This window comes from Kitasatospora sp. NPDC058162 (assembly GCF_042884005.1).
Classification (GTDB): domain Bacteria; phylum Actinomycetota; class Actinomycetes; order Streptomycetales; family Streptomycetaceae; genus Kitasatospora.
In genome coordinates, this window is the sequence record NZ_JBHVUS010000002.1 from 595,232 (window position 1) to 614,707 (window position 19,476).

General features: G+C 73.1%; 17 protein-coding genes. 13 read left to right on the forward strand and 4 right to left on the reverse strand.

The annotated features are described in order from the left end of the window. The first annotated feature begins 55 nt into the window (after positions 1-55). The 6 genes from ACFVXG_RS06125 to ACFVXG_RS06150 all read left to right on the forward strand — a co-directional run bounded on the left by ACFVXG_RS06125 (position 56) and on the right by ACFVXG_RS06150 (position 8,374). Positions 56-1,144 (forward strand): polyprenyl synthetase family protein, encoded by a 1,089-nt coding sequence (locus tag ACFVXG_RS06125; protein ID WP_387924770.1) that lies wholly within the window; start codon positions 56-58, stop codon positions 1,142-1,144. Between the two features lie 7 nt (positions 1,145-1,151). After that, the gene (gene shc, locus ACFVXG_RS06130) at positions 1,152-3,233 is read left to right on the forward strand and encodes a squalene--hopene cyclase (protein ID WP_387924772.1); all 2,082 of its coding nucleotides are present in this window, start codon (positions 1,152-1,154) and stop codon (positions 3,231-3,233) included. After that, positions 3,230-3,910: a 1-hydroxy-2-methyl-2-butenyl 4-diphosphate reductase gene (locus ACFVXG_RS06135; protein WP_387924774.1), complete on the forward strand. Its 681-nt coding sequence runs from the start codon at positions 3,230-3,232 to the stop codon at positions 3,908-3,910. Before shc ends, ACFVXG_RS06135 begins: the two co-directional genes overlap by 4 nt. A gap of 2 nt (positions 3,911-3,912) precedes the next feature. Continuing rightward, positions 3,913-4,941 carry an adenosyl-hopene transferase HpnH gene (gene hpnH, locus ACFVXG_RS06140; RefSeq protein WP_350505950.1) on the forward strand — a complete coding sequence of 343 codons (1,029 nt, stop codon included), beginning with the start codon at positions 3,913-3,915 and terminating at the stop codon, positions 4,939-4,941. 132 nt (positions 4,942-5,073) lie between these two features. Next, positions 5,074-6,984, forward strand: coding sequence for a 1-deoxy-D-xylulose-5-phosphate synthase (gene dxs, locus ACFVXG_RS06145; protein ID WP_387924775.1), 1,911 nt, complete (start codon positions 5,074-5,076; stop codon positions 6,982-6,984). After that, positions 6,974-8,374, forward strand: coding sequence for an aspartate aminotransferase family protein (locus ACFVXG_RS06150; protein WP_387924777.1), 1,401 nt, complete (start codon positions 6,974-6,976; stop codon positions 8,372-8,374). The genes dxs and ACFVXG_RS06150 overlap by 11 nt, the downstream gene beginning before the upstream one ends. Positions 8,375-8,432: 58 nt before the next feature. On the opposite strand, the gene ACFVXG_RS06155 is transcribed toward ACFVXG_RS06150, so the two are convergent. After that, positions 8,433-8,705 (reverse strand): DUF6343 family protein, encoded by a 273-nt coding sequence (locus ACFVXG_RS06155; protein WP_350505953.1) that lies wholly within the window; start codon positions 8,703-8,705, stop codon positions 8,433-8,435. A 77-nt stretch (positions 8,706-8,782) separates the two neighbouring features. Between ACFVXG_RS06155 and ACFVXG_RS06160 the strand changes: the two genes are divergently transcribed. Then, the gene (locus ACFVXG_RS06160; RefSeq protein WP_387924779.1) at positions 8,783-9,001 is read left to right on the forward strand and encodes an I78 family peptidase inhibitor; all 219 of its coding nucleotides are present in this window, start codon (positions 8,783-8,785) and stop codon (positions 8,999-9,001) included. 81 nt (positions 9,002-9,082) lie between these two features. Here ACFVXG_RS06160 and ACFVXG_RS06165 read toward each other — a convergent pair whose 3' ends face one another. Together ACFVXG_RS06165 and fabG are read right to left on the reverse strand one after the other, a co-directional pair. Beyond that, positions 9,083-9,901, reverse strand: coding sequence for a phosphatase PAP2 family protein (locus ACFVXG_RS06165; protein WP_387924781.1), 819 nt, complete (start codon positions 9,899-9,901; stop codon positions 9,083-9,085). 231 nt (positions 9,902-10,132) lie between these two features. Continuing rightward, a complete protein-coding gene (gene fabG / locus ACFVXG_RS06170) occupies positions 10,133-10,900 on the reverse strand; it encodes a 3-oxoacyl-ACP reductase FabG (RefSeq protein ID WP_387924783.1) in 768 nt (255 codons plus the stop codon). 373 nt (positions 10,901-11,273) lie between these two features. Between fabG and ACFVXG_RS06175 the strand changes: the two genes are divergently transcribed. Beyond that, positions 11,274-12,170 carry a MarR family winged helix-turn-helix transcriptional regulator gene (locus ACFVXG_RS06175; protein WP_387924785.1) on the forward strand — a complete coding sequence of 299 codons (897 nt, stop codon included), beginning with the start codon at positions 11,274-11,276 and terminating at the stop codon, positions 12,168-12,170. A gap of 228 nt (positions 12,171-12,398) precedes the next feature. Here ACFVXG_RS06175 and ACFVXG_RS06180 read toward each other — a convergent pair whose 3' ends face one another. Then, positions 12,399-13,262 carry an aldo/keto reductase gene (locus tag ACFVXG_RS06180; protein ID WP_387924787.1) on the reverse strand — a complete coding sequence of 288 codons (864 nt, stop codon included), beginning with the start codon at positions 13,260-13,262 and terminating at the stop codon, positions 12,399-12,401. A 444-nt stretch (positions 13,263-13,706) separates the two neighbouring features. Here ACFVXG_RS06180 and ACFVXG_RS06185 point away from each other — a divergent pair, with 444 nt between their 5' ends. The 5 genes from ACFVXG_RS06185 to ACFVXG_RS06205 all read left to right on the forward strand — a co-directional run bounded on the left by ACFVXG_RS06185 (position 13,707) and on the right by ACFVXG_RS06205 (position 19,472). Continuing rightward, positions 13,707-15,467, forward strand: a complete 1,761-nt coding sequence (locus tag ACFVXG_RS06185) for an ABC transporter transmembrane domain-containing protein (RefSeq protein ID WP_387924789.1) — start codon at positions 13,707-13,709, stop codon at positions 15,465-15,467. 103 nt (positions 15,468-15,570) lie between these two features. Then, on the forward strand, positions 15,571-17,343 hold the full coding sequence (locus ACFVXG_RS06190; protein WP_387924791.1) for an ABC transporter ATP-binding protein: 1,773 nt from the start codon (positions 15,571-15,573) through the stop codon (positions 17,341-17,343). A gap of 173 nt (positions 17,344-17,516) precedes the next feature. Continuing rightward, complete coding sequence (locus ACFVXG_RS06195; RefSeq protein WP_188305686.1) at positions 17,517-17,762, forward strand: lipopolysaccharide assembly protein LapA domain-containing protein; 246 nt, start codon at positions 17,517-17,519, stop codon at positions 17,760-17,762. Positions 17,763-17,809: 47 nt separating this feature from the next. Continuing rightward, entirely contained in the window at positions 17,810-18,538 is a 729-nt protein-coding gene (locus ACFVXG_RS06200; RefSeq protein WP_387924895.1) for an amino acid ABC transporter ATP-binding protein, read from the forward strand. A gap of 19 nt (positions 18,539-18,557) precedes the next feature. After that, complete coding sequence (locus ACFVXG_RS06205; RefSeq protein ID WP_387924897.1) at positions 18,558-19,472, forward strand: glutamate ABC transporter substrate-binding protein; 915 nt, start codon at positions 18,558-18,560, stop codon at positions 19,470-19,472. Positions 19,473-19,476: the final 4 nt, after the last annotated feature.

The following is a 19,476-nucleotide window of genomic DNA, read 5'->3' on the forward strand; positions in this document are numbered from 1 at the left end:
CGACAGCACCCGGCCGCCCCGTGCGGTCCGGCAGCACGAGGGAGAGGGAACGCACGTGGAGTCACGCACCGGCTTCGCCGTCGGAGGCACGGCGCACGCCGAACCGGTCTCGGTGCCGGAGCTGCTGGCCCGCAGCCGGACGCTCTGCGCCCCGCCGCTACGGGCCACCGTCGCCCGTCTGGCCGCACCGATGGACACCGTCGCCGCCTACCACTTCGGCTGGATCGACCGGGACGGCACCCCGGTGGAGGGCGACGGCGGAAAGGCCGTGCGCCCCGCGCTGGCCCTGCTGTCCGCCCAGGCGGCCGGTGCGGCGCCCGAGGTGGGGGTGCCCGGCGGGGTGGCCGTTGAACTGGTGCACAACTTCTCCCTGCTCCATGATGATCTGATGGACGGTGACGAGACCCGCCGGCACCGGGCCACCGCCTGGACGGTCTTCGGTCCGGCCCAGGCGATCCTGGTCGGCGACGCCCTGGCGACGCTCGGCACGGAGGTGCTGCTCGACGCCGGGGAGACCGGCGGGGCGAGCCCCACCGACGCCGCGCGCGCCGTCCGGCTGCTCACCACCGCGACCCGCAGACTGATCGACGGCCAGGCCATGGACGTCGCCTTCGAACAGCGCGACAGCGTCACCGTCGCCGAATGCCTGGAGATGGAGGGCGGAAAGACGGCGGCCCTGCTGGCCGCCGCCTCGGCGATCGGCGCCGTCCTGGCCGGGGCCGACGACAAGGTCTCCGACGCGCTCCAGCGCTACGGCCACCACCTGGGCCTGGCCTTCCAGGCGGTGGACGACCTGCTCGGCATCTGGGGCGCGACCGAGGTCACCGGCAAGCCGCACTTCGGCGACCTGCGCCAGCGCAAGAAGTCCCTGCCGGTCGCGGCCGCGCTCGCCGAGGGCGGTGCCGCCTCGCGCCGGCTGGCCGAACAGCTCGCGGACCCGAAGGGCCGGGGCGAGGAGGGCGAGCCCGAGCTCGCCGCCCGAGCCGGGCTGATCGAGGAGGCCGGCGGCCGCGCCTGGACTCAGGAGGAGGCCCGCCGCCAGCACACGACTGCCCTCGCCGCCCTGGACGAGGTGCCCATGTCCGACGGGGTGCGCGAGCACTTCGTCGCACTCGCCGAATTCGTGGTGGTACGAGAGAGGTGACGTTACGTTGACAGCAACCGCGGACGGCCGGCTCGACCCTGAGTACGATCCCGAGCCGGTCGCGGTGGGCGACCGCCCCCCGACCCTGCTGGGTGCGGGGCGGTGGCAGCCCGAGGACACCGACCGGCCGCGGCCGGCCGGTGAGGCGGACCGGCAGCCCGGCGACGCGCGCGAGGCCCTCGCGCGCGCCACCACCCACCTGCTCTCGCTGCAGTCCTCCGAGGGCTGGTGGAAGGGCGACCTGGAGACCAACGTCACCATGGACGCCGAGGACTTACTGCTCCGCCAGTTCCTGGGCATCAGGACGGAGGAGCTGACCCGGGCCGCCGCCGAGTGGATCCGCTCCCAGCAGCGGGAGGACGGCACCTGGGCCACCTTCCACGGCGGACCGGCCGAACTCTCCACCACCGTCGAGGCCTACGTCGCCCTCAAGCTCGCCGGCGACGACCCGGACGCCCCGCACATGCTGGCCGCCGCGCGCTACGTCCGCTCCGCCGGGGGCATCGCGGCCGCCCGGGTGTTCACCCGGATCTGGCTCGCGCTCTTCGGCTGGTGGCCCTGGGACCGGCTGCCCGAGATGCCGCCCGAGATCATCTTCCTGCCCAAGTGGCTGCCGCTGAACATCTACGCCTTCGGCTGCTGGGCCCGGCAGACCATCGTCCCGCTGACCATCGTCTCGTCCCACCGCCCGGTCCGTCCGGCCCCCTTCGCGCTCACCGAACTGCACACCGACCCGGACCACCCGTACCCCGACCGGCCGCTCGCCCCCGCCACCAGCTGGGACGGCCTGTTCGAGCGCCTGGACAAGGCGCTGCACGCCTACCACCACCGGGCCTTCCGGCCGCTGCGCCGACTCGCCGTCGCGCAGGCCTGCCGCTGGATCGTCGAGCGGCAGGAGGCCGACGGCTGCTGGGGCGGGATCCAGCCGCCCGCCGTCTACTCGCTGATCGCCCTGCACCTGGAGGGCTACGAGCTGGAGCACCCGGTGATGAAGGCCGGGCTCTCCTCCTTCGACCGCTTCACCGTGCACACCGAGGACGGCATGCGCTGGATGGAGGCCTGCCAGTCCCCGGTCTGGGACACCTGCCTGGCCACCATCGCGCTGGTCGACGCCGGGGTGCCGGCCGACCACCCGGCGCTGGTCTCCGCTGTCGACTGGATGCTCGGCGAGGAGATCCGCAAGCGCGGCGACTGGTCCGTCCAGCGGCCCGCCCTGCCGGCCGGCGGCTGGGCCTTCGAGTTCGAGAACGACACCTACCCCGACATCGACGACACCGCCGAGGTGGTGCTGGCGCTGCGCCGGGTCGCCCATCCGGACCAGCCCAGGGTCGACGCCGCGGTGGACCGGGGCGTGCTGTGGAACCTCGGCATGCAGTCCAAGAACGGCGCCTGGGGCGCCTTCGACGTCGACAACACCAGCCTGCTGCCGAACAAGCTGCCGTTCTGCGACTTCGGCGAGGTGGTCGACCCGCCGTCCGCGGACGTCACCGCCCACGTGGTCGAGATGCTCGCCGAGACCGGCCGGGCCCGGGACCCGCGCACCCGGCGCGGCATCGAGTGGCTGCTGCGCGACCAGGAGGCGGACGGCTCCTGGTTCGGCCGCTGGGGCACCAACTACATCTACGGCACCGGCTCGGTGCTGCCCGCCCTGGTCGCGGCCGGCGTCCCGGACGAGCACCCGGCGATCCGCCGGGCGGTGCGCTGGCTGGAGGACCGGCAGAACGCCGACGGCGGCTGGGGCGAGGACATGCGCTCCTACGACGACCCGGCGCGCTGGGCCGGCCGCGGCGACTCCACCGCCTCGCAGACCGCGTGGGCGCTGATGGCGCTGCTCGCGGCGGGCGAGGGCCCGGACGGCCGGGCCAACCCGGCGGTGGAGCGCGGGGTCGAGTGGCTGGTGCGCACCCAGCTGCCCGAGGGCACCTGGGACGAGCCGCAGTTCACCGGCACCGGCTTCCCGTGGGACTTCTCCATCAACTACCACCTGTACCGGCTGGTCTTCCCGGTCACCGCGCTCGGCCGCTACCTCAACGGCAGCCCCGGGATGGTGCAGCCGGGCGGCACCCCGTCGATCGGGGCGGGGCGGTGACCACCGCCCCGCTGCTGGTGCTCTGCGCCCTGGGCCCCGAGGTGTGGGCCCTGCGCGGCGGTGACTGGCGCGGCGCGGCCGGCGGCTCCCCGGTCCTGGTGCGCACCGGCGTCGGCCGGCGGCGCGCCGGGACGGCCGTGCGGCGCGTGCTCGGCTCCGCCCCGGGCGGCTACGGCGCGGTGGTGGTGGCCGGCTTCGGCGCCGCCGTCGGACCGGGCGTGGCGCCGGGCGAGGTGGTGGCCGCCGACGGCGTGCGCGACGCCGAGGGCCACCTCTACCCGGTCGACTCCGGGCCGGAACTGGCCCGGGCGCTCAAGGAGCACGGTCTGACCGCGCACACCGGGGTGCACCACACCGCCGACCACGTGGTGCGCGGCATCGAGCGGCGGGCCCTGCACCTCCAGGGGGCGCTGGCCGTCGACATGGAGGCCGCCGCCGTCCTGGCCGCGCTGCGGGAGATGCGCCCGGCACTGCCCGTGGCCGTGCTGCGGGTGGTGGTGGACACCCCCGACCACGAGCTGCTCCGGCCGGGCACGCTGCCGGCCGGGGTGCGCGCCTGGCGCACCCTGCGGGCGACGGTACCCGCCCTGGTCGACTGGTACCGACAGGAGCTCGACACCCGCTCCGCAGTCCTGAACCACCCCACATCCTCGACGCTCCCCCAGGAGGCGAGCTAGCCATGGCCATGCCGTTGCGCCAGACCGTGCGGGTCGGCACCTACCTGATGCAGCAGAAGCTGCTCAAGCGAAGGGACAAGTTCCCGCTGATCGTCGAGCTGGAGCCGCTGTTCGCCTGCAACCTCGCCTGCGAGGGCTGCGGCAAGATCCAGCACCCGGCGGGCGTGCTCAAGCAGCGGATGCCCGTCGCCCAGGCGGTCGGCGCGGTCCTGGAGTCGGGTGCCCCGATGGTCTCGATCGCCGGCGGCGAGCCGCTGATGCACCCGCAGATCGACGAGATCGTCCGGCAGCTGGTGGAGCGCCGCAAGTACGTCTTCCTCTGCACCAACGCGCTGCTGATGCGCAAGAAGATGGACAAGTTCAAGCCCTCGCCGTACTTCACCTTCGCGGTGCACATCGACGGCCTGCGCGAGCGGCACGACGAGTCGGTGGCCAAGGAGGGCACCTTCGACGAGGCGGTGGCGGCGATCAAGGAGGCCAAGCGGCGCGGCTTCCGGGTCACCACAAACAGCACCTTCTTCAACACCGACACCGCGCAGACCGTCATCGACGTCCTGGACTTCCTCAACGACGAGCTGAAGGTCGACGAGATGATGATCTCCCCGGCCTACGCCTACGAGAAGGCCCCCGACCAGGAGCACTTCCTCGGCGTCGAGCAGACCCGGGAGCTCTTCCGCAAAGCCTTCGCCGGCGGCAACCGCAAGCGCTGGCGCCTCAACCACAGCCCGCTCTTCCTGGACTTCCTGGAGGGCAAGGCCGACTTCGAGTGCACCCCCTGGGGCATCCCCAACTACTCGTTGTTCGGCTGGCAGCGGCCCTGCTACCTGATGGCGGACGGCTACGTGCCGACCTACCGCGAGCTGGTCGAGAAGACCGACTGGAGCAAGTACGGGCGCGGCAAGGACCCGCGCTGCGAGAACTGCATGGCCCACTGCGGCTACGAGCCGACCGCCGTCCTCGCGACCATCGGCTCGCTCCAGCAGTCGCTGCGCGCCATCACCGAGACCGTCAGCTCCAACCGCGGGCGCTGAGCCGGGCCGGCGCCGCCCGGTACCGCAGCCGCTCCGTCCTGAGCTCCCGTCCGGCCCGGGCCGTCGTGCCCGGGCCGGCCCCGCCCCCTCGCCGGGCGGAGGCACCACCGCTCCGAGTCGTGAGGTGTACCCGTGTCACTGCTCTCCCGCGTCACGTCCCCGGCCGAGCTGCGCAAGCTCCCCGCCGCCGAACTGCCGCTGCTCGCCGACGAGATCCGCGACTTCCTGATCGACGCCGTCACCCGCACCGGCGGCCACCTCGGACCCAACCTCGGCGTGGTGGAGCTGACCATCGCGCTGCACCGGGTCTTCGACTCCCCGTACGACCGGATCGTCTTCGACACCGGCCACCAGAGCTACGTCCACAAGCTGCTCACCGGCCGCCAGGACTTCTCCCGGCTGCGGATGAGGGGCGGGCTGTCCGGCTACCCCTCGCGGGCCGAGTCCGAGCACGACCTGGTCGAGAACTCGCACGCCTCCACCGCGCTCTCCTACGCCGACGGGCTCGCCAAGGCCGCCCAGCTGCTCGGCCAGCACGACCGGCACACCGTCGCGGTGATCGGCGACGGCGCGCTCACCGGCGGGCTCGCCTGGGAGGCGCTCAACAACATCGCCGAGGCCCGGGACCGGCCGCTGGTCATCGTCGTCAACGACAACGAGCGCTCCTACGCCAAGACCATCGGCGGCCTCGCCAACCACCTGGCCACCCTGCGCACCACCCAGGGCTACGAGCGCTTCCTCGCGCTCGGCAAGGAGGCGCTGCAGCGCACCCCGCTGGTCGGCCAGCCGATCTTCGACGCGCTGCACGGCGCCAAGAAGGGCTTCAAGGACGCCTTCGCCCCGCAGGGCATGTTCGAGGACCTCGGGCTCAAGTACCTCGGGCCGATCGACGGCCACGACCTGGGCGCGGTCGAGCAGGCGCTGCGGCAGGCCAGGAACTTCGGCGGCCCGGTCATCGTGCACTGCCTGACCGTCAAGGGGCGCGGCTACCGGCCCGCCGAACAGGACGAGGCGGACCGCTTCCACGCCGTCAACCCGATCGACCCGTACACCTGCCTGCCGATCTCGCCCAGCGCCGGGGTCTCCTGGACCTCGGTGTTCGGCGAGGAACTGCTCGCGCTCGGCGCCGAGCGGCCCGACCTGGTGGCGATCACCGCGGCGATGCTCCAGCCGGTCGGGCTGGCGCCGTTCGCCAAGGCGTACCCGGCCCGGACCTTCGACGTCGGGATCGCCGAGCAGCACGCCGTCACCAGCGCGGCGGGCCTGGCCACCGGCGGGCTGCACCCCGTGGTGGCGGTCTACGCGACCTTCCTGAACCGGGCCTTCGACCAGGTCCTGATGGACGTCGCCCTGCACCGGCTGGGCGTCACCTTCGTGCTCGACCGCTCCGGGGTCACCGGCTCGGACGGCGCCTCGCACAACGGCATGTGGGACCTGTCGATCCTCCAGGTCGTCCCCGGACTGCGGCTCGCCGCGCCGCGCGACGCCGAGCAGCTGCGGGCCCAGCTGCGGGAGGCCGTCGAGGTCGAGGACGCGCCGACCGTGGTCCGGTTCCCCAAGGGCAACGTCGGGCCGGTCGTCCAGGCGGTCGAACGGATCGGCGGGACGGACGTGCTGCTGCGCACCGGGCCGGCGCCGGAGATCCTGCTGGTCGCCGTCGGCGCCACCGCCTCCGCCTGCCTGGACGCGGCCCGGCTGCTGCTGGCCGAGGGCTTCACCGCGACCGTGGTCGACCCGCGCTGGGTCAAGCCGGTCGATCCGGCGCTGGTCGAACTCGCCGCCGGCCACCGGCTGGTGGTCACCGTCGAGGACAACGGCCGTACCGGCGGCGTCGGTTGGGCCGTCGCCCAGGCGCTGCGCGACGCCGACGTGGACGTCCCGGTACGGGTGCTCGGCCTGCCGCAGGAGTTCCTCGGCCACGCCGCGCGCGGCGAGATCCTGGAGGAGACCGGCCTCACCGGCACCGGGGTCGCGGCCCAGACCGCCGTCTTCGCCAAGAACCTGCTACCGACCCGAGGAGCGAACCCGCGCCATGCCGGCTGACCCCGACCGCCCCGCCTTCGACCTCGCCGCCCTCCTCGCCGAACGCGGCGGCGAGCGCTACGAGTTGCACAGCCGCCACCTCAACCCGCAGCTGCCGCGGATGCTCCACACCATCGGCTTCGACAAGTACTACGAGCGCGCGCGGGGCCAGTACTTCTACGACGCCGAAGGCAACGAGTACCTCGACATGCTGGCCGGCTTCGGCATCTTCGCGCTCGGCCGGCACCACCCGGCGGTGCGCTCGGCGATCCAGCAGGTGATGGACCTGGACCTGCCGGACCTGGTCCGCTTCGACTGCTCGCCGCTGCCCGGGCTGCTGGCCGAGCGGCTGCTGTCGTACGCGCCCGGGCTGGACCGGGTGTTCTTCGGCAACAGCGGCACCGAGGCGGTGGAGACCGCGCTGAAGTTCGCCCGCTACGCCACCGGCCGCAGGCGCGTCCTCTACGCCGACCACGCCTTCCACGGGCTGACCACCGGCTCGCTGTCCGTCAACGGGGAGAGCGGCTTCCGCAAGGGCTTCGACCCGCTGCTGCCGGACACCGCCATCCCGCTCGGCGACATCGGGGCGCTGGCCAAGGAGTTGAAGCGCGGGGACGTCGCGGCGCTGATCGTCGAGCCGATCCAGGGCAAGGGCGTCCAGGCGCCGCCGCCCGGCTGGCTGCGGGCCGCCCAGGCGCTGCTGCACGAGCACAAGGCGCTGCTGATCTGCGACGAGGTGCAGACCGGGATCGGCCGCACCGGCGAGTTCTTCGCCTACCAGCACGAGGAGGGCGTGCTGCCCGACCTGGTGTGCGCCGCCAAGGCGCTCTCCGGCGGGTACGTGCCGGTCGGGGCGACGCTCGGCAAGAGCTGGATCTTCGAGAAGGTGTACTCCTCGATGGACCGGGTGCTGGTGCACTCGGCCAGCTTCGGGTCCAACGCCCAGGCGATGGCGGCCGGGCTGGCGACCCTGGAGGTGATGCGCGACGAGAAGGTGGTGGAGAACGCCCGGCAGGTCGGCGACCGGTTCCGCGAGCGGCTGACGGCGCTGGTCGACCGGTACGAGCTGCTCGCCGAGGTGCGCGGCCGCGGGCTGATGATCGGCATCGAGTTCGGCCGGCCCAAGTCGCTGAAGCTGCGCACCGGTTGGACGGCCCTCCAGGCGGCGCGCAAGGGGCTGTTCGCGCAGATGGTGGTCGTCCCGCTGCTGCAGCGGCACCGGATCCTGACCCAGGTGTCCGGGGACCACCTGGAAGTGATCAAGCTGATCCCGCCGCTGATCATCACCGATCAGGACGTGGACCGGTTCGTCGACGCGTTCACCGAGATCATGGACGAGGCCCACCGGGGCAACGGCCTGATGTGGGACTTCGGCCGGACGCTGGTGAAGCAGGCGGTCGGCAGCAGGTAGCGCGCGGCGGAGTGGGGAGCCGGGCGGGCCGGCTTCCCACTCCGTGGGAGACACCGCGTCAGAGCTCGGTCCGGCGGCGCCGGACGACCACCACGAGATCGACGACGGCGAACAGGGTGAGCAGCCCGAGGGCGATCGCGAAGCCGGTGAGGGTGCCCCGGCTGGGGGCGCCGTCGACCGGGGAGGAGGCCGCCCAGAACGCGAAACCGGCCGTGCCCAGCGCGAACAGCGGGGTGAAGGTCAGCGAGAGCAGGTAGCGGAGCTTGAGGTCGCTGCGGGCGGTGGCCGGCTCGGTGCCGCTGCGCCACCGCCGCGGGGTCGTGGTGCGCATCCGCGTTCACCTCCGGGCCGCGCGGGTGGGGGCTACGATTCCAGCGTACGTCCGAGGGGGAGAGCCGGGGAGGCACGATGACGGGGTCGGACGCCGTGGGAGCGGGCACGACGGGGGAGGACGCCGAGGGCTACGCGGGGCTGCGGACCGAGCGGGCCCGGGAGCTGGCCCGGCGGCACGGCTGGGCCTCGGTCCGGGTGCTGGAGCCCGGGCAGATGATCACCATGGAGTACCGGGAGGGGCGGCTGAACCTCGCGGTGCGGGACGGCCTGGTCGAGCGCAGCTGGGAGGGGTAGGGCCGCTCGTGGGGGCGGGAGCGGTCGGGGCCAGGTCGGTGTCGGGCGGCGCGGCCGGGCTGCGGGGTCGGGCGGTGGGGCTCAGCGCGCGAGCCGTCGGTGCAGCCGCTGTTCGGCGACCGCGACCAGGGGCTCCAGCAGGGGCAGCGAGAGCAGCACCAGCAGCCCGGCGGCCCAGCCGGCCAGCACGTCGGAGACCCAGTGGGTGCCCAGGTAGACCGTGGTGAGGCCGATCGAGCAGGCGGTGGCGGCGGCGATCACCGCGCCGGTGCGCCGCCAGCGGACGGCGAGGTAGGCGAGCACGCCCCAGGTCACCACGGCGTTGGCGGTGTGGCCGGAGGGGAAGATGGTGCCGCCGGAGAACAGCTCGGGGGAGCCGACGTACTGGGCGTAGTGCGGGCCGAGCCGGCCGGTGACGATCTTGACGGCGCCGACCGTGATGTTGAGCAGCAGCAGGGCGACCCCCATCACCAGCAGCGGGCGCAGCCGGCCGAGGCGGTGGGCGCGCCAGAACAGCCAGGCGAAGGCGGCGATCGCGCTCGGTCCGCGCTGCCCGGCCACCACCCAGCTGTCGAGCAGCGGCTCCAGGCTCGGCCACCGCTCGTACGGGCGCAGCAGCCGGACCGACCAGTCGAGGTCGACCAGGTCGGTGTTGAGCAGGACGCCGGCCAGCACCAGCAGGTAGGCGGTGAAGGTGGCGGCGAACAGGGCGGCCCGGCGGCGGCTCATCGGGGGCCAGCCGAGCTCCCCGCGGTCGGGGCCGGGGAGCTCCCGGCGGTCGGGAGCGCGGTGGGCGGTGCGGGCGGGAGCGCGGTCGGGGCCGGGGAGTTCCCGGCGGTCGGCGGTGCGTCGATCCGGCTCCTGTCGCGGAATGCGAGCGGCGGTACTTCTGGATTGCACGGGGTGACCATACCCATCCCGCCGGGGCCATTCCGGAGGGAATTGTCATTTTCCCGGGAAATCGACAATTGCGTCCGCCCCGGGTGACCCGGGGAGTGATTTCCACGATTCTCGGATCGAATGCCAGTGTGGTCTTCGAATGATTCTGCAAAAGCCCCGGTAAAGAAAACGGAGCGGGAGGCCGGTCCGCCCGGCTTCCCACCCCGTGGTAACCCTGTGTAGGTTCAGTGCTCAGTCCAGGGGGCCGCCCGCGACGTAGATCACCTGGCCGGAGACGAAGCCGGCGGCCTCACCGGCGAGGAACGAGATCGTGTTGGCCACGTCCTCGGGCTCGCCGACCCGCTGGACCGGGATCTGGGAGGCCGCGGCCCGCTTGAAGTCCTCGAAGTCCATGCCGACCCGGGCGGCGGTGGCCGCCGTCATGTCCGTGGCGATGAAGCCGGGGGCCACGGCGTTGGCCGTGATGCCGAACTTGCCCAGCTCGATGGCCAAAGTCTTGGTGAAGCCCTGCAGGCCGGCCTTGGCGGTCGAGTAGTTGGCCTGGCCGCGGTTGCCCTGGGCGGACGAGGACGACAGGTTGACGATGCGGCCGAAGCCGGCGTCCACCATGTGCTTCTGCACCGCGCGGGTCATCAGGAAGGCGCCGCGCAGGTGCACGTTCATGACCGTGTCCCAGTCGGACTCGGACATCTTGAAGAGCAGGTTGTCGCGGAGCACGCCGGCGTTGTTGACCAGCACGACCGGGGCGCCGAGCTCGGCGGCCACGCGGTCGACGGCGGCCTGGACCTGCTCGGCGTCCGAGACGTCGGCACCGACGGCCAGCGCCCGGCCGCCGGCGGCCGTGATCCGGTCGACGGTGTCCTTGCCGGCGGCCTCGTCCAGGTCCAGGACGGCCACCGCGTAGCCGTCCGCGGCCAGTCGGACGGCGGTGGCGGCGCCGAGGCCGCGGGCGGCGCCGGTGACGACCGCTACCCGGGTGGCGGTGCTCTGCTCGGTCATGCTCGCTCTCGTCTCTCTCGGGGGTGCCTCCGGGGGAGTGCCCCCGGGGAGGGAGCCCACACCCTACCGGCGGGTAGGGGCGGCGGCCAGGGTGGAGAGGCCCAGGTGACGGTCGGTAAGGACCGACCGGTCGGCTTTCTGCTGAGAACGGGTTACTGCAAGGGTGTGGCAGCGCGTAAATATGCCAATGTTGCCGAACCTGCGTCTACTATCCGCCCCTGCCTGCCAGCAAGGGCCCGCCGTTTGTATAGTGTCCGCCAGCAGCCACCGGCTGCACGGCTGGAGCGCCCTCCCTCATAGCTGGACGCCCACTCGCCGTTACTGCCCCACCCGGGTGTCCCACACACACCGGGTGTGACATCGGGACGGATACATGGTGCTGGGGGAGATCCCGACAACCCGCGTGTCCGCGCGACTGCAGCAGTCGCCCGGACACCTCATTCGCGTTGCACAGCAGGTTCACACCCGTCTGTGGTCCGAGCACGTCGGAGCCGATCTCACGGCTCCGCAGTTCGCGGTCCTGCTGGTGCTCGCCCTCGAACCGGGCGCGGACCAGCGGACCGTCGGCGAGCGGGCCTCGCTCGACAAGGCCACGATGGCGGAGATGGTCGCGCGGCTGGTCCGCCGCGGCCTCGTGCTGCGACGGCGCGACCCGGCCGACGGCCGGCGCAAACTGCTCGCCCTCTCGCAGAGCGGCGCCCAGGCGGTGCGCGAGGCCACCGGTGGTGTGGTCCGCGTCCAGCGGGTGCTGTTCGAGCCGCTCACGCCGGACGAGCAGGTCGAAATCGTCCGGGTGATGGCCAAGATAGCCAGGCTGGAACCCGCGGCGGTGGCCGTCTTCACCGACGCGCGGCCGATACTGGACGCCCAGCGGGCGATCGGCTACCTGATCAGGGTCGGCCAGCAGGTGCACACCAAGCTCTGGTCCGAGCACGTCGGTGCGGAGCTGACGGCTCCGCAGTACGCCGTGCTGGACGCCCTGGAGCTGGAGCCGGGCGCGGACCAGCGCACGGTCGGCGAGCTGGCCTCGCTGGACAAGGCCACGATGGCCGAGATGGTCAGCCGGCTGGTGCGCCGCGGTCTGGTGCAGCGTCGGCGCGACCCCTCGGACGGGCGGCGCAACCTGCTCTCGCTCTCTCCGGCGGGTCAGGACCTGCTGCACCGCTCGGCCGCCGGAGTGGCCGAAGTCCAGCGGCTGCTGCTCGCTCCGCTCGCGGAGGAGGAGCACGAGGTGGCACTCGCGCTCATCGCCAAGGCGGGCAGGCTCTAGCCCAAGCTTTGGTAACAACAGCCAAAACGATTCACCAAGTCTCCTGAAGCCCACGGCCGTCGGCAGCTGCTGACCGTCGGGGCCGGTGAATCCGGGCACGCCGAAGTGCCGCTCGTCCCTGACCGGAACGAGCGGTACTTCGATATGACCGGCGCTCAGGATTGCGTCGGTGTCATTGCCGTTCCCGGGGGCGCCGGGCCAGGTCGGCCCGCGCCCCCGCGGCGGTCATCAGTTCCAGTCGAACCCCTGCGGGTCCGGGCCGATCCGCTTGCCGGTGGCGATACCGGCGATCGCCGCGACGTCCTCGGCGTCCAGCTCGAAGCCGGTGACGTCCAGGTTCTCCCGGATGCGGGACGGGGTGACCGACTTCGGGATGGCGATCACGCCGTTCTGCAGGTGCCAGCGCAGCACCACCTGGGCGACCGTGCGGCCGTGCTTCCCGGCGATCTTCGCCAGCGCCGGCTCGGCCAGCAGCTCGCCGCCCTGGCCCAGCGGGCTCCACGCCTCGGTGGCGATGCCGTGCTCGGCGTGGAAGGCGCGCAGCTCCTCCTGCGGGAAGTACGGGTGCAGCTCGACCTGGTTCAGCACCGGGACGACCGAGGCCTCGTCCAGCAGGCGGGTCAGCTGCTCCGGGCCGAAGTTGGACACGCCGATCGACTTGACCCGGCCGCCCTCCTTCAGCTGCTCCAGGGCCTTCCAGACGTTCAGGAAGGTGCCGTGCATCGGGCGCGGCCAGTGGATCAGGTACAGGTCGAGGTAGTCGAGGCCGAGCTTCTCCAGGGAGGCGTCGAACTCGCGCAGCACCGCGTCGCGGCCCTGCTCGCCCGACCAGTCGCGGGTGCCCGAGTTCCACAGCTTGGTGGTGACGTAGAGGTCCTCGCGGGCGAGGCCGCCCGCCAGTGCCTCGGTGACGGCCGCTCCGGTGCCGGCCTCGTTCTCGTACACCGCGGCGGTGTCGATGGAGCGGTAGCCCGCCTCGAGCGCCGTGCGGACGGCGGGGGTCGCCTCGGCGTCCGGCACCTGCCACACGCCGAAGCCGAGCTGCGGGATCTGAGCGCCGTCGTTCAGGGTGACGCTGGGGATGTTGCTCACGGGAAGGGGTGCCTTCCTGGTTGTCCGTTGGTTCCAGAGGGGGCAACTGGTGCCCCGGCACGATTGTTCCCGCCGTTCGGGCGAATCTTTGGCGAAGCTTTACGACGGCGTGGCGTGCGCCGGGGCCGGGCTCCGGGGTGGTGCGCCGGGGAGCGGGGCGGGAGCGCGACGGGAGTGCGACGGGGTCGGCGGAAAACCTGTTGCGTGGATCACACCGGGCTTGGCAGGCTCGCGGACATGACCTCCTGAGACCTGGGTCCTTCGTACCCCTCCACCGCCCGTCCGGCCTCCCCGCCGGACGCGTCGCCGTCGCCGCGCCGCTGCGCCGCGCCTCCGGGTGTCCGTTCCCCCGCGACTTCGGACCGCCCGGATCTCCCCCTCCGCTCGCACCTCCTGCACACCTCGCAGCTCCCGCACCCTTCGCACCCCCCGCATCGGAGTGTCATGCCGCTCACCCCACTGCCGCTGGCCGACCCCGGCAGTCCCGACCTCTCCTCACCGCTGGCCTTCCTGCGCTGGCTGCAGCGCGCCCAGCGGCGCGGGCAGGTCCGCGCCACCTGTTGGGCGCTGCTCGAGATGGGCGCCCAGGCCGCGCTGCCGGTGCCCCTCGGGCGCGGCGTGCAGGCCGCCGTCGACGGTGACGCCGGCGGGATCTGGCGGGCCGGCGCGGTCGCGCTGCTGCTGGCCGCCACCGCCTCGCTCGGCACCGTGCTGCTGCACCGTCAGGCGGTCTGGAACTGGATCCACGCCGCCTGCCACGTGCGGCAGTTGGTGGCCGGTCAGGCCTCGCACCTCGGCGCCGGGCTGTCCCGGCGGATCGCCACCGGTGAGGTGGTCGCGGTCGGCAGCGGGGACGTCGAACGGATCGGCTGGTACGTCGAGCTGGTCGCCCGGGTGCGGGCCGCGGTGATCGTCTGGCTGGCCGTCAGCGCGGTGGTGCTGGTGGTCCAGCCGGTGCTCGGGATCGGGGTGCTGCTCGGCGTCCCGGTGCTGGCCGCCTCGGTCTGGCCGCTGATCGGGCCGTTCGAGCGGCGCTACGAGAAACAGCGCGAGCTCGGCGGCAAGGCGACCGAGCTGGCCGCCGACACGGTGGCCGGGCTGCGGGTGCTGCGCGGCATCGGCGGCGAGGAACTGTTCCTGGAGCGGTACCGGGCGGCCTCCCAGAAGGTCCGTGCGGCGGCGGTCCGCTCGGCCCGGCTGTGGTCGCTGATGCAGGCCCAACAGGTGCTGCTGCCCGGGCTGTTCGTGGTCGGGGTGACGTGGTACGGCGCCCGGCTGGCGGCCTCCGGCGAGCTCGGCGTGGGCACCCTGATCGCGGTGTACGGCGCGACCGCCTTCCTGGCCGCGCCGCTGCGGATCCTGGGCGAGGCGGCGCACGCCTGGAGCGTCGCCCGGGTCTCCGCCGGGCGGGCCGTGCGGGTGCTCTCGCTCAGCCGGACCAGCGGCGAGGCGGACGGCGTGCTGACCCGGCCGGGCCGGTCCGACCTGCACGACCCGGCCACCGGGCTGACCGCCCGGGCCGGCGAACTGACCGCGGTGGTCTGCGGGGACCCGGACTTCGCCGGGGCGCTCGCCGAGCGGCTCGGCGGACACGTCCCGCTGGCCGAGGGCGAGCAGGCCCAGCCCTCGGTGCGGCTCGGCGGCACGGAGCTGGACACCGTGCCGTTGGCCGAGGCCAGGGCGGCGGTGCTGGTGCACGACAAGGAGCCGGTGCTGCTCTCCGGCACGCTGGCCGAGCTGCTGGACGTCCCGTCCTCCGGCCGGGTCCCGGTCGCCGAGGCGCTCGCCGCGGCCCGCTCCGAGGACGTGCTGGAGGCGCTGGTGGACGGCTCGCCGGACTGCGCGGGCGACCCGATGCTCGCCCGGATCACCGAACGCGGGCGCTCGCTCTCCGGCGGGCAGCGCCAGCGGCTCGCGCTGGCCCGCGCCCTGCTGGCCGACCCGCCCGTCCTGGTGCTGGACGAGCCCACCAGCGCGGTGGACGCCCACACCGAGTCCCGGATCGCCGCCGGCCTGCGGGACACCCGGGCCGGGCGCACCACGGTGGTGTTCGCCACCAGCCCGCTGCTGCTCGACCAGGCCGACCGGGTGGTGCTGCTGCGCGGGGGCCGGGCGGTCGCGGCCGGGCGGCACCGCGAGCTGATGCGCACCGAACCGGCCTACCGGGCCGTGGTCACCCGGGACGAGGAGGCGGCGCCGGTATGAGCGGTGTCGGTACGAGAGGCGTCGCCGTGAGCGGCGGCGCCGTCAGCACCACCGGTGGGAGCACCACCGTCAACCGTCGGGCCCCGCACGCGAGGAGTACGTCATGAAGCCCCCCGTCCATCAGGAGCAGGGGCCGACCACCACCCTGCCGGTCGGCACCCCGGCCGCCGTGCGCGGGTACCTGGGGGTGCTGGCGAGGCGGCACCGGGGCGGGTTCGCCGCGGTGGTGTCGCTGCACTCGACGGCCACCCTGGCCGGGCTGGTCGGGCCCTGGGTGCTCGGCAGCCTGGTCGAGTCCCTGGCCACCGGCACCGCCGGCGCCACCATCGCGGTGGCGGTCGGCTGGTACCTGCTGGCGCTGGCGGTGCAGTCCGCCTTCACCGGCTGGTCGCGGATGCGCGGGGCGGTGCTCGGCGAGCGGGTGCTGGCCGACCTGCGCGAGGACTTCCTGGTCCGCTCGGTCGCGCTGCCGACCGGCGTGCTGGAACGCGCCGGCACCGGGGACCTGGTCTCCCGCGGCACCACCGACATCGACCGGCTGGACAAGTCGGTGCGTGAGGCGGTGCCCGAACTCGCCGTCGCGGTCGTCTCCTTGCTGCTGGTGCTCGGCGCCCTGCTGGTCACCTCGCCGCTGCTCGCGCTGACCTCGCTGGTCGGGCTGCCGCTGCTGCTGGCCAGCTCCCGCTGGTACTTCCGGCGCGCGCCGCAGTCCTACCGCAACGAGGCGGCCGGGTACGCGGCGGTCAGCAACGTGCTGGCCGAGACGGTGGACGCCGGGCGGACGGTCGAGGCGCTGCGCCTGGGCGAGCAGCGGGTCCGGCTGACGGAGCGCAAGCTGCGCGAGTGGCTGGCCTGGGAGCGCTACACCCTGTGGCTGCGCTCGGTCTGGTTCCCGACCGTCGACGCCGTGTACACCTCGGCGGTGCTGGTCACCCTGGTGGTCGGCGGGCTGTTCACCCTCAAAGGTTGGCTCTCCGTCGGCCAGTTGACCACCGGCGTGCTCTACGCGCAGATGCTCACCGGCCCGGTGGACCTGATCCTGCGCTGGTACGACGAGCTGCAGATCGGGCAGGCCTCGCTGGCCCGGCTGGTCGGCGTGCACGAGGTGCCGGAGCACGAGGGGGACGAGTCGGCCCGCCCGGACGGCCGTCGGGTCGAGGCCCGGGACGTCCGCTTCGGCTACCGCGAGGGCGCGGACGTCCTGCACGGGATCAGCCTGGACGTCGCCCCGGGCAGCCGGGTCGCGCTGGTCGGCCCGTCCGGGGCGGGCAAGTCCACCCTCGGGCGGCTGCTGGCCGGGATCTACGCCCCCGGCCGGGGCAGCGTCACCCTCGGCGGGGCGGCGCTGTCCCGGATGCCGGCCGAGCGGGTGCGGGCGGAGGTCGCCCTGGTCAACCAGGAGCACCACGTGTTCGTCGGCACCCTGCGGGACAACCTGCGGCTCGCCGCGCCGGAAGCGGACGACACCGAACTGCGCTCCGCGCTGGACGCGGTGGACGCCGGGGCCTGGGTGGACGCCCTCCCGGAGGGGCTGGACACCGAGGTCGGCTCCGGCGGCACCGCGCTGACCCCGCCGCAGGCGCAGCAACTCGCCCTGGCCCGGCTGGTGCTGGCCGATCCGCACACCCTGGTGCTGGACGAGGCCACCTCGCTGCTGGACCCGCGGGCCGCCCGGCACCTGGAGCGCTCGCTGTCCCGGGTGCTGGAGGGCCGCACGGTCATCGCGATCGCCCACCGGCTGCACACCGCGCACGACGCGGACGTGATCGCGGTGGTCGAGGGCGGGCGGATCAGCGAGTACGGCAGCCACCCGGAGCTGGTCGCGGCCGGCGGCCCGTACGCGGCGCTCTGGCGCTCCTGGCGGGACGAACGCTAGCGGGCGGCGTCGGGCGGCGTCGGGCGGCCCTGGGCGGGCGGTCGGCTTCGGGCGCGGGAGTGTAACGCGGGTTCGAAACCCGTACGGGGCCGGATTGCCCCGTGCGGGTTACTCCCTTGCCCGCAAGGGCGCGTAACCGGGCAAATCGCCGGCCCGGCCAGCAGACTGCTCCGGTGACCAAGACTTCAGACGGCTCATCCCGGGCGCAGCGCAGCGAGATCGGCGGGATCCCCACGCGGTACATCGGGATCGGCGTCATCGTGATCCTCGCGGTGTGGTTCCTGTTCGCCAACCTCGACAAGGTCAAGATCCAGTTCTGGGTGTTCACCGTGACCGCGCCGCTCTGGATCGCGCTGCTGGCGACGCTGGTCGCCGGCGGCGTGCTGGGCTGGCTGCTGAAGGGACGGCGCGGCCGGTGACCACCGCCCCCGAACCGGCCTCGACCGGTTCCCCGGCCTTCACCCCGCTGATCGAGATGCGCGGGGTCAACAAGCACTTCGGCGAGCTGCACGTGCTGCAGGACATCGAGCTGACGGTCGGCCGCGGCGAGGTCGTCGTGGTGATCGGCCCGTCCGGCTCGGGGAAGTCCACGCTCTGCCGGGCGATCAACCGGCTGGAGCCGATCGAGCGCGGCACCATCCTGATCGACGGCCAGCCGCTGCCCGAGGAGGGCAAGGGGCTGGCCATGCTGCGTGCCGAGGTCGGCATGGTGTTCCAGTCCTTCAACCTGTTCGCGCACAAGACCGTGCTGCAGAACGTCTCGCTGGCCCAGATCAAGGTCCGCGGCCGTGCCAAGGCCGAGGCGGAGGCCAAGTCCCGCGCGCTGCTGGAGCGGGTCGGCCTGGCGTCCCAGGCCGACAAGTACCCGGCCCAGCTCTCCGGCGGCCAGCAGCAGCGGGTCGCGATCGCCCGCGCCCTGGCGATGGACCCCAAGGCGCTGCTGTTCGACGAGCCGACCTCGGCCCTCGACCCCGAGATGATCAACGAGGTGCTGGACGTGATGCGCCAGCTCGCCAGCGAGGGCATGACGATGGTCGTGGTCACCCACGAGATGGGCTTCGCCCGGGCCTCGGCGAACCGGGTGGTGTTCATGGCCGACGGCCGGATCGTCGAGGACCGCGCCCCGGAGGACTTCTTCAGCGCCCCCGAGAGCGAGCGCGCCCGGGACTTCCTGTCCAAGATCCTGAAGCACTGAGGGCGGCGCCGTGAACCGTATGACGACGCCCGCCGCGCGGGCGCGCGGACGCCTGACCGCCGCCGCCCTGCTGCTCGCCGTGCTGGCGACCGGCTGCGGCAAGGCCGGCACCCCGCCGCCCAAGGGCCCCCAGCCCAGCGCGCTGCCCAGCTACCAGGTGCAGGACGCCTCCTCGATCACCGGCTCGTCGACCCTGGACGCGGCCCGCGGCCGCGGCCACCTGGTGGTCGGTGCCAAGGAGGACCAGCCGTACCTGGGTCAGAAGAACCCGGCCACCGGCGTGTACTCCGGCTTCGACATCGAGATCGCCAAGATGGTCGGTGCCTCGCTGGGCTTCCCGCCGGAGAAGATCCAGTTCAAGACCATCGCCTCGGCCAACCGCGAGACCGCGCTGCAGAACGGCCAGGTGGACTACTACGTCGGCACCTACACGATCAACGACAACCGCAAGAAGCTGGTCGGCTTCGCCGGTCCGTACTTCATCGCCGGGCAGTCGCTGCTGGTGCGCAAGAACGACAACAGCATCCACGGTCCGCAGGACCTGAACGGCAAGAAGGTCTGCTCGGCGGCCGGCTCGACGCCGTACCAGCGCATCCAGTCGCAGTACCCCAAGGCGCACCTGATCGGCTACGACACCTACTCGGCCTGCGTGGACAACCTGATCACCGGCCAGGTCGACACCGTCACCACGGACAACGCGATCCTGCTGGGCTACGCGGCCAAGGTCCCGGACGAGCTCAAGGTGGTGGGACCGCTGTTCTCCACCGAGCCGTACGGGATCGGCACGCCGAAGAACGACACCGTGCTGCGCGGGGCGCTGAACGACGCGCTGGCGCACCACGAGCAGAACGGCGACTGGAAGAAGGCCTTCGACGCGACCCTCGGCCTGTCCGGGGAAGCCGCGCCCACCCCGCCGCCGATCAACCGGTACTGAGAGG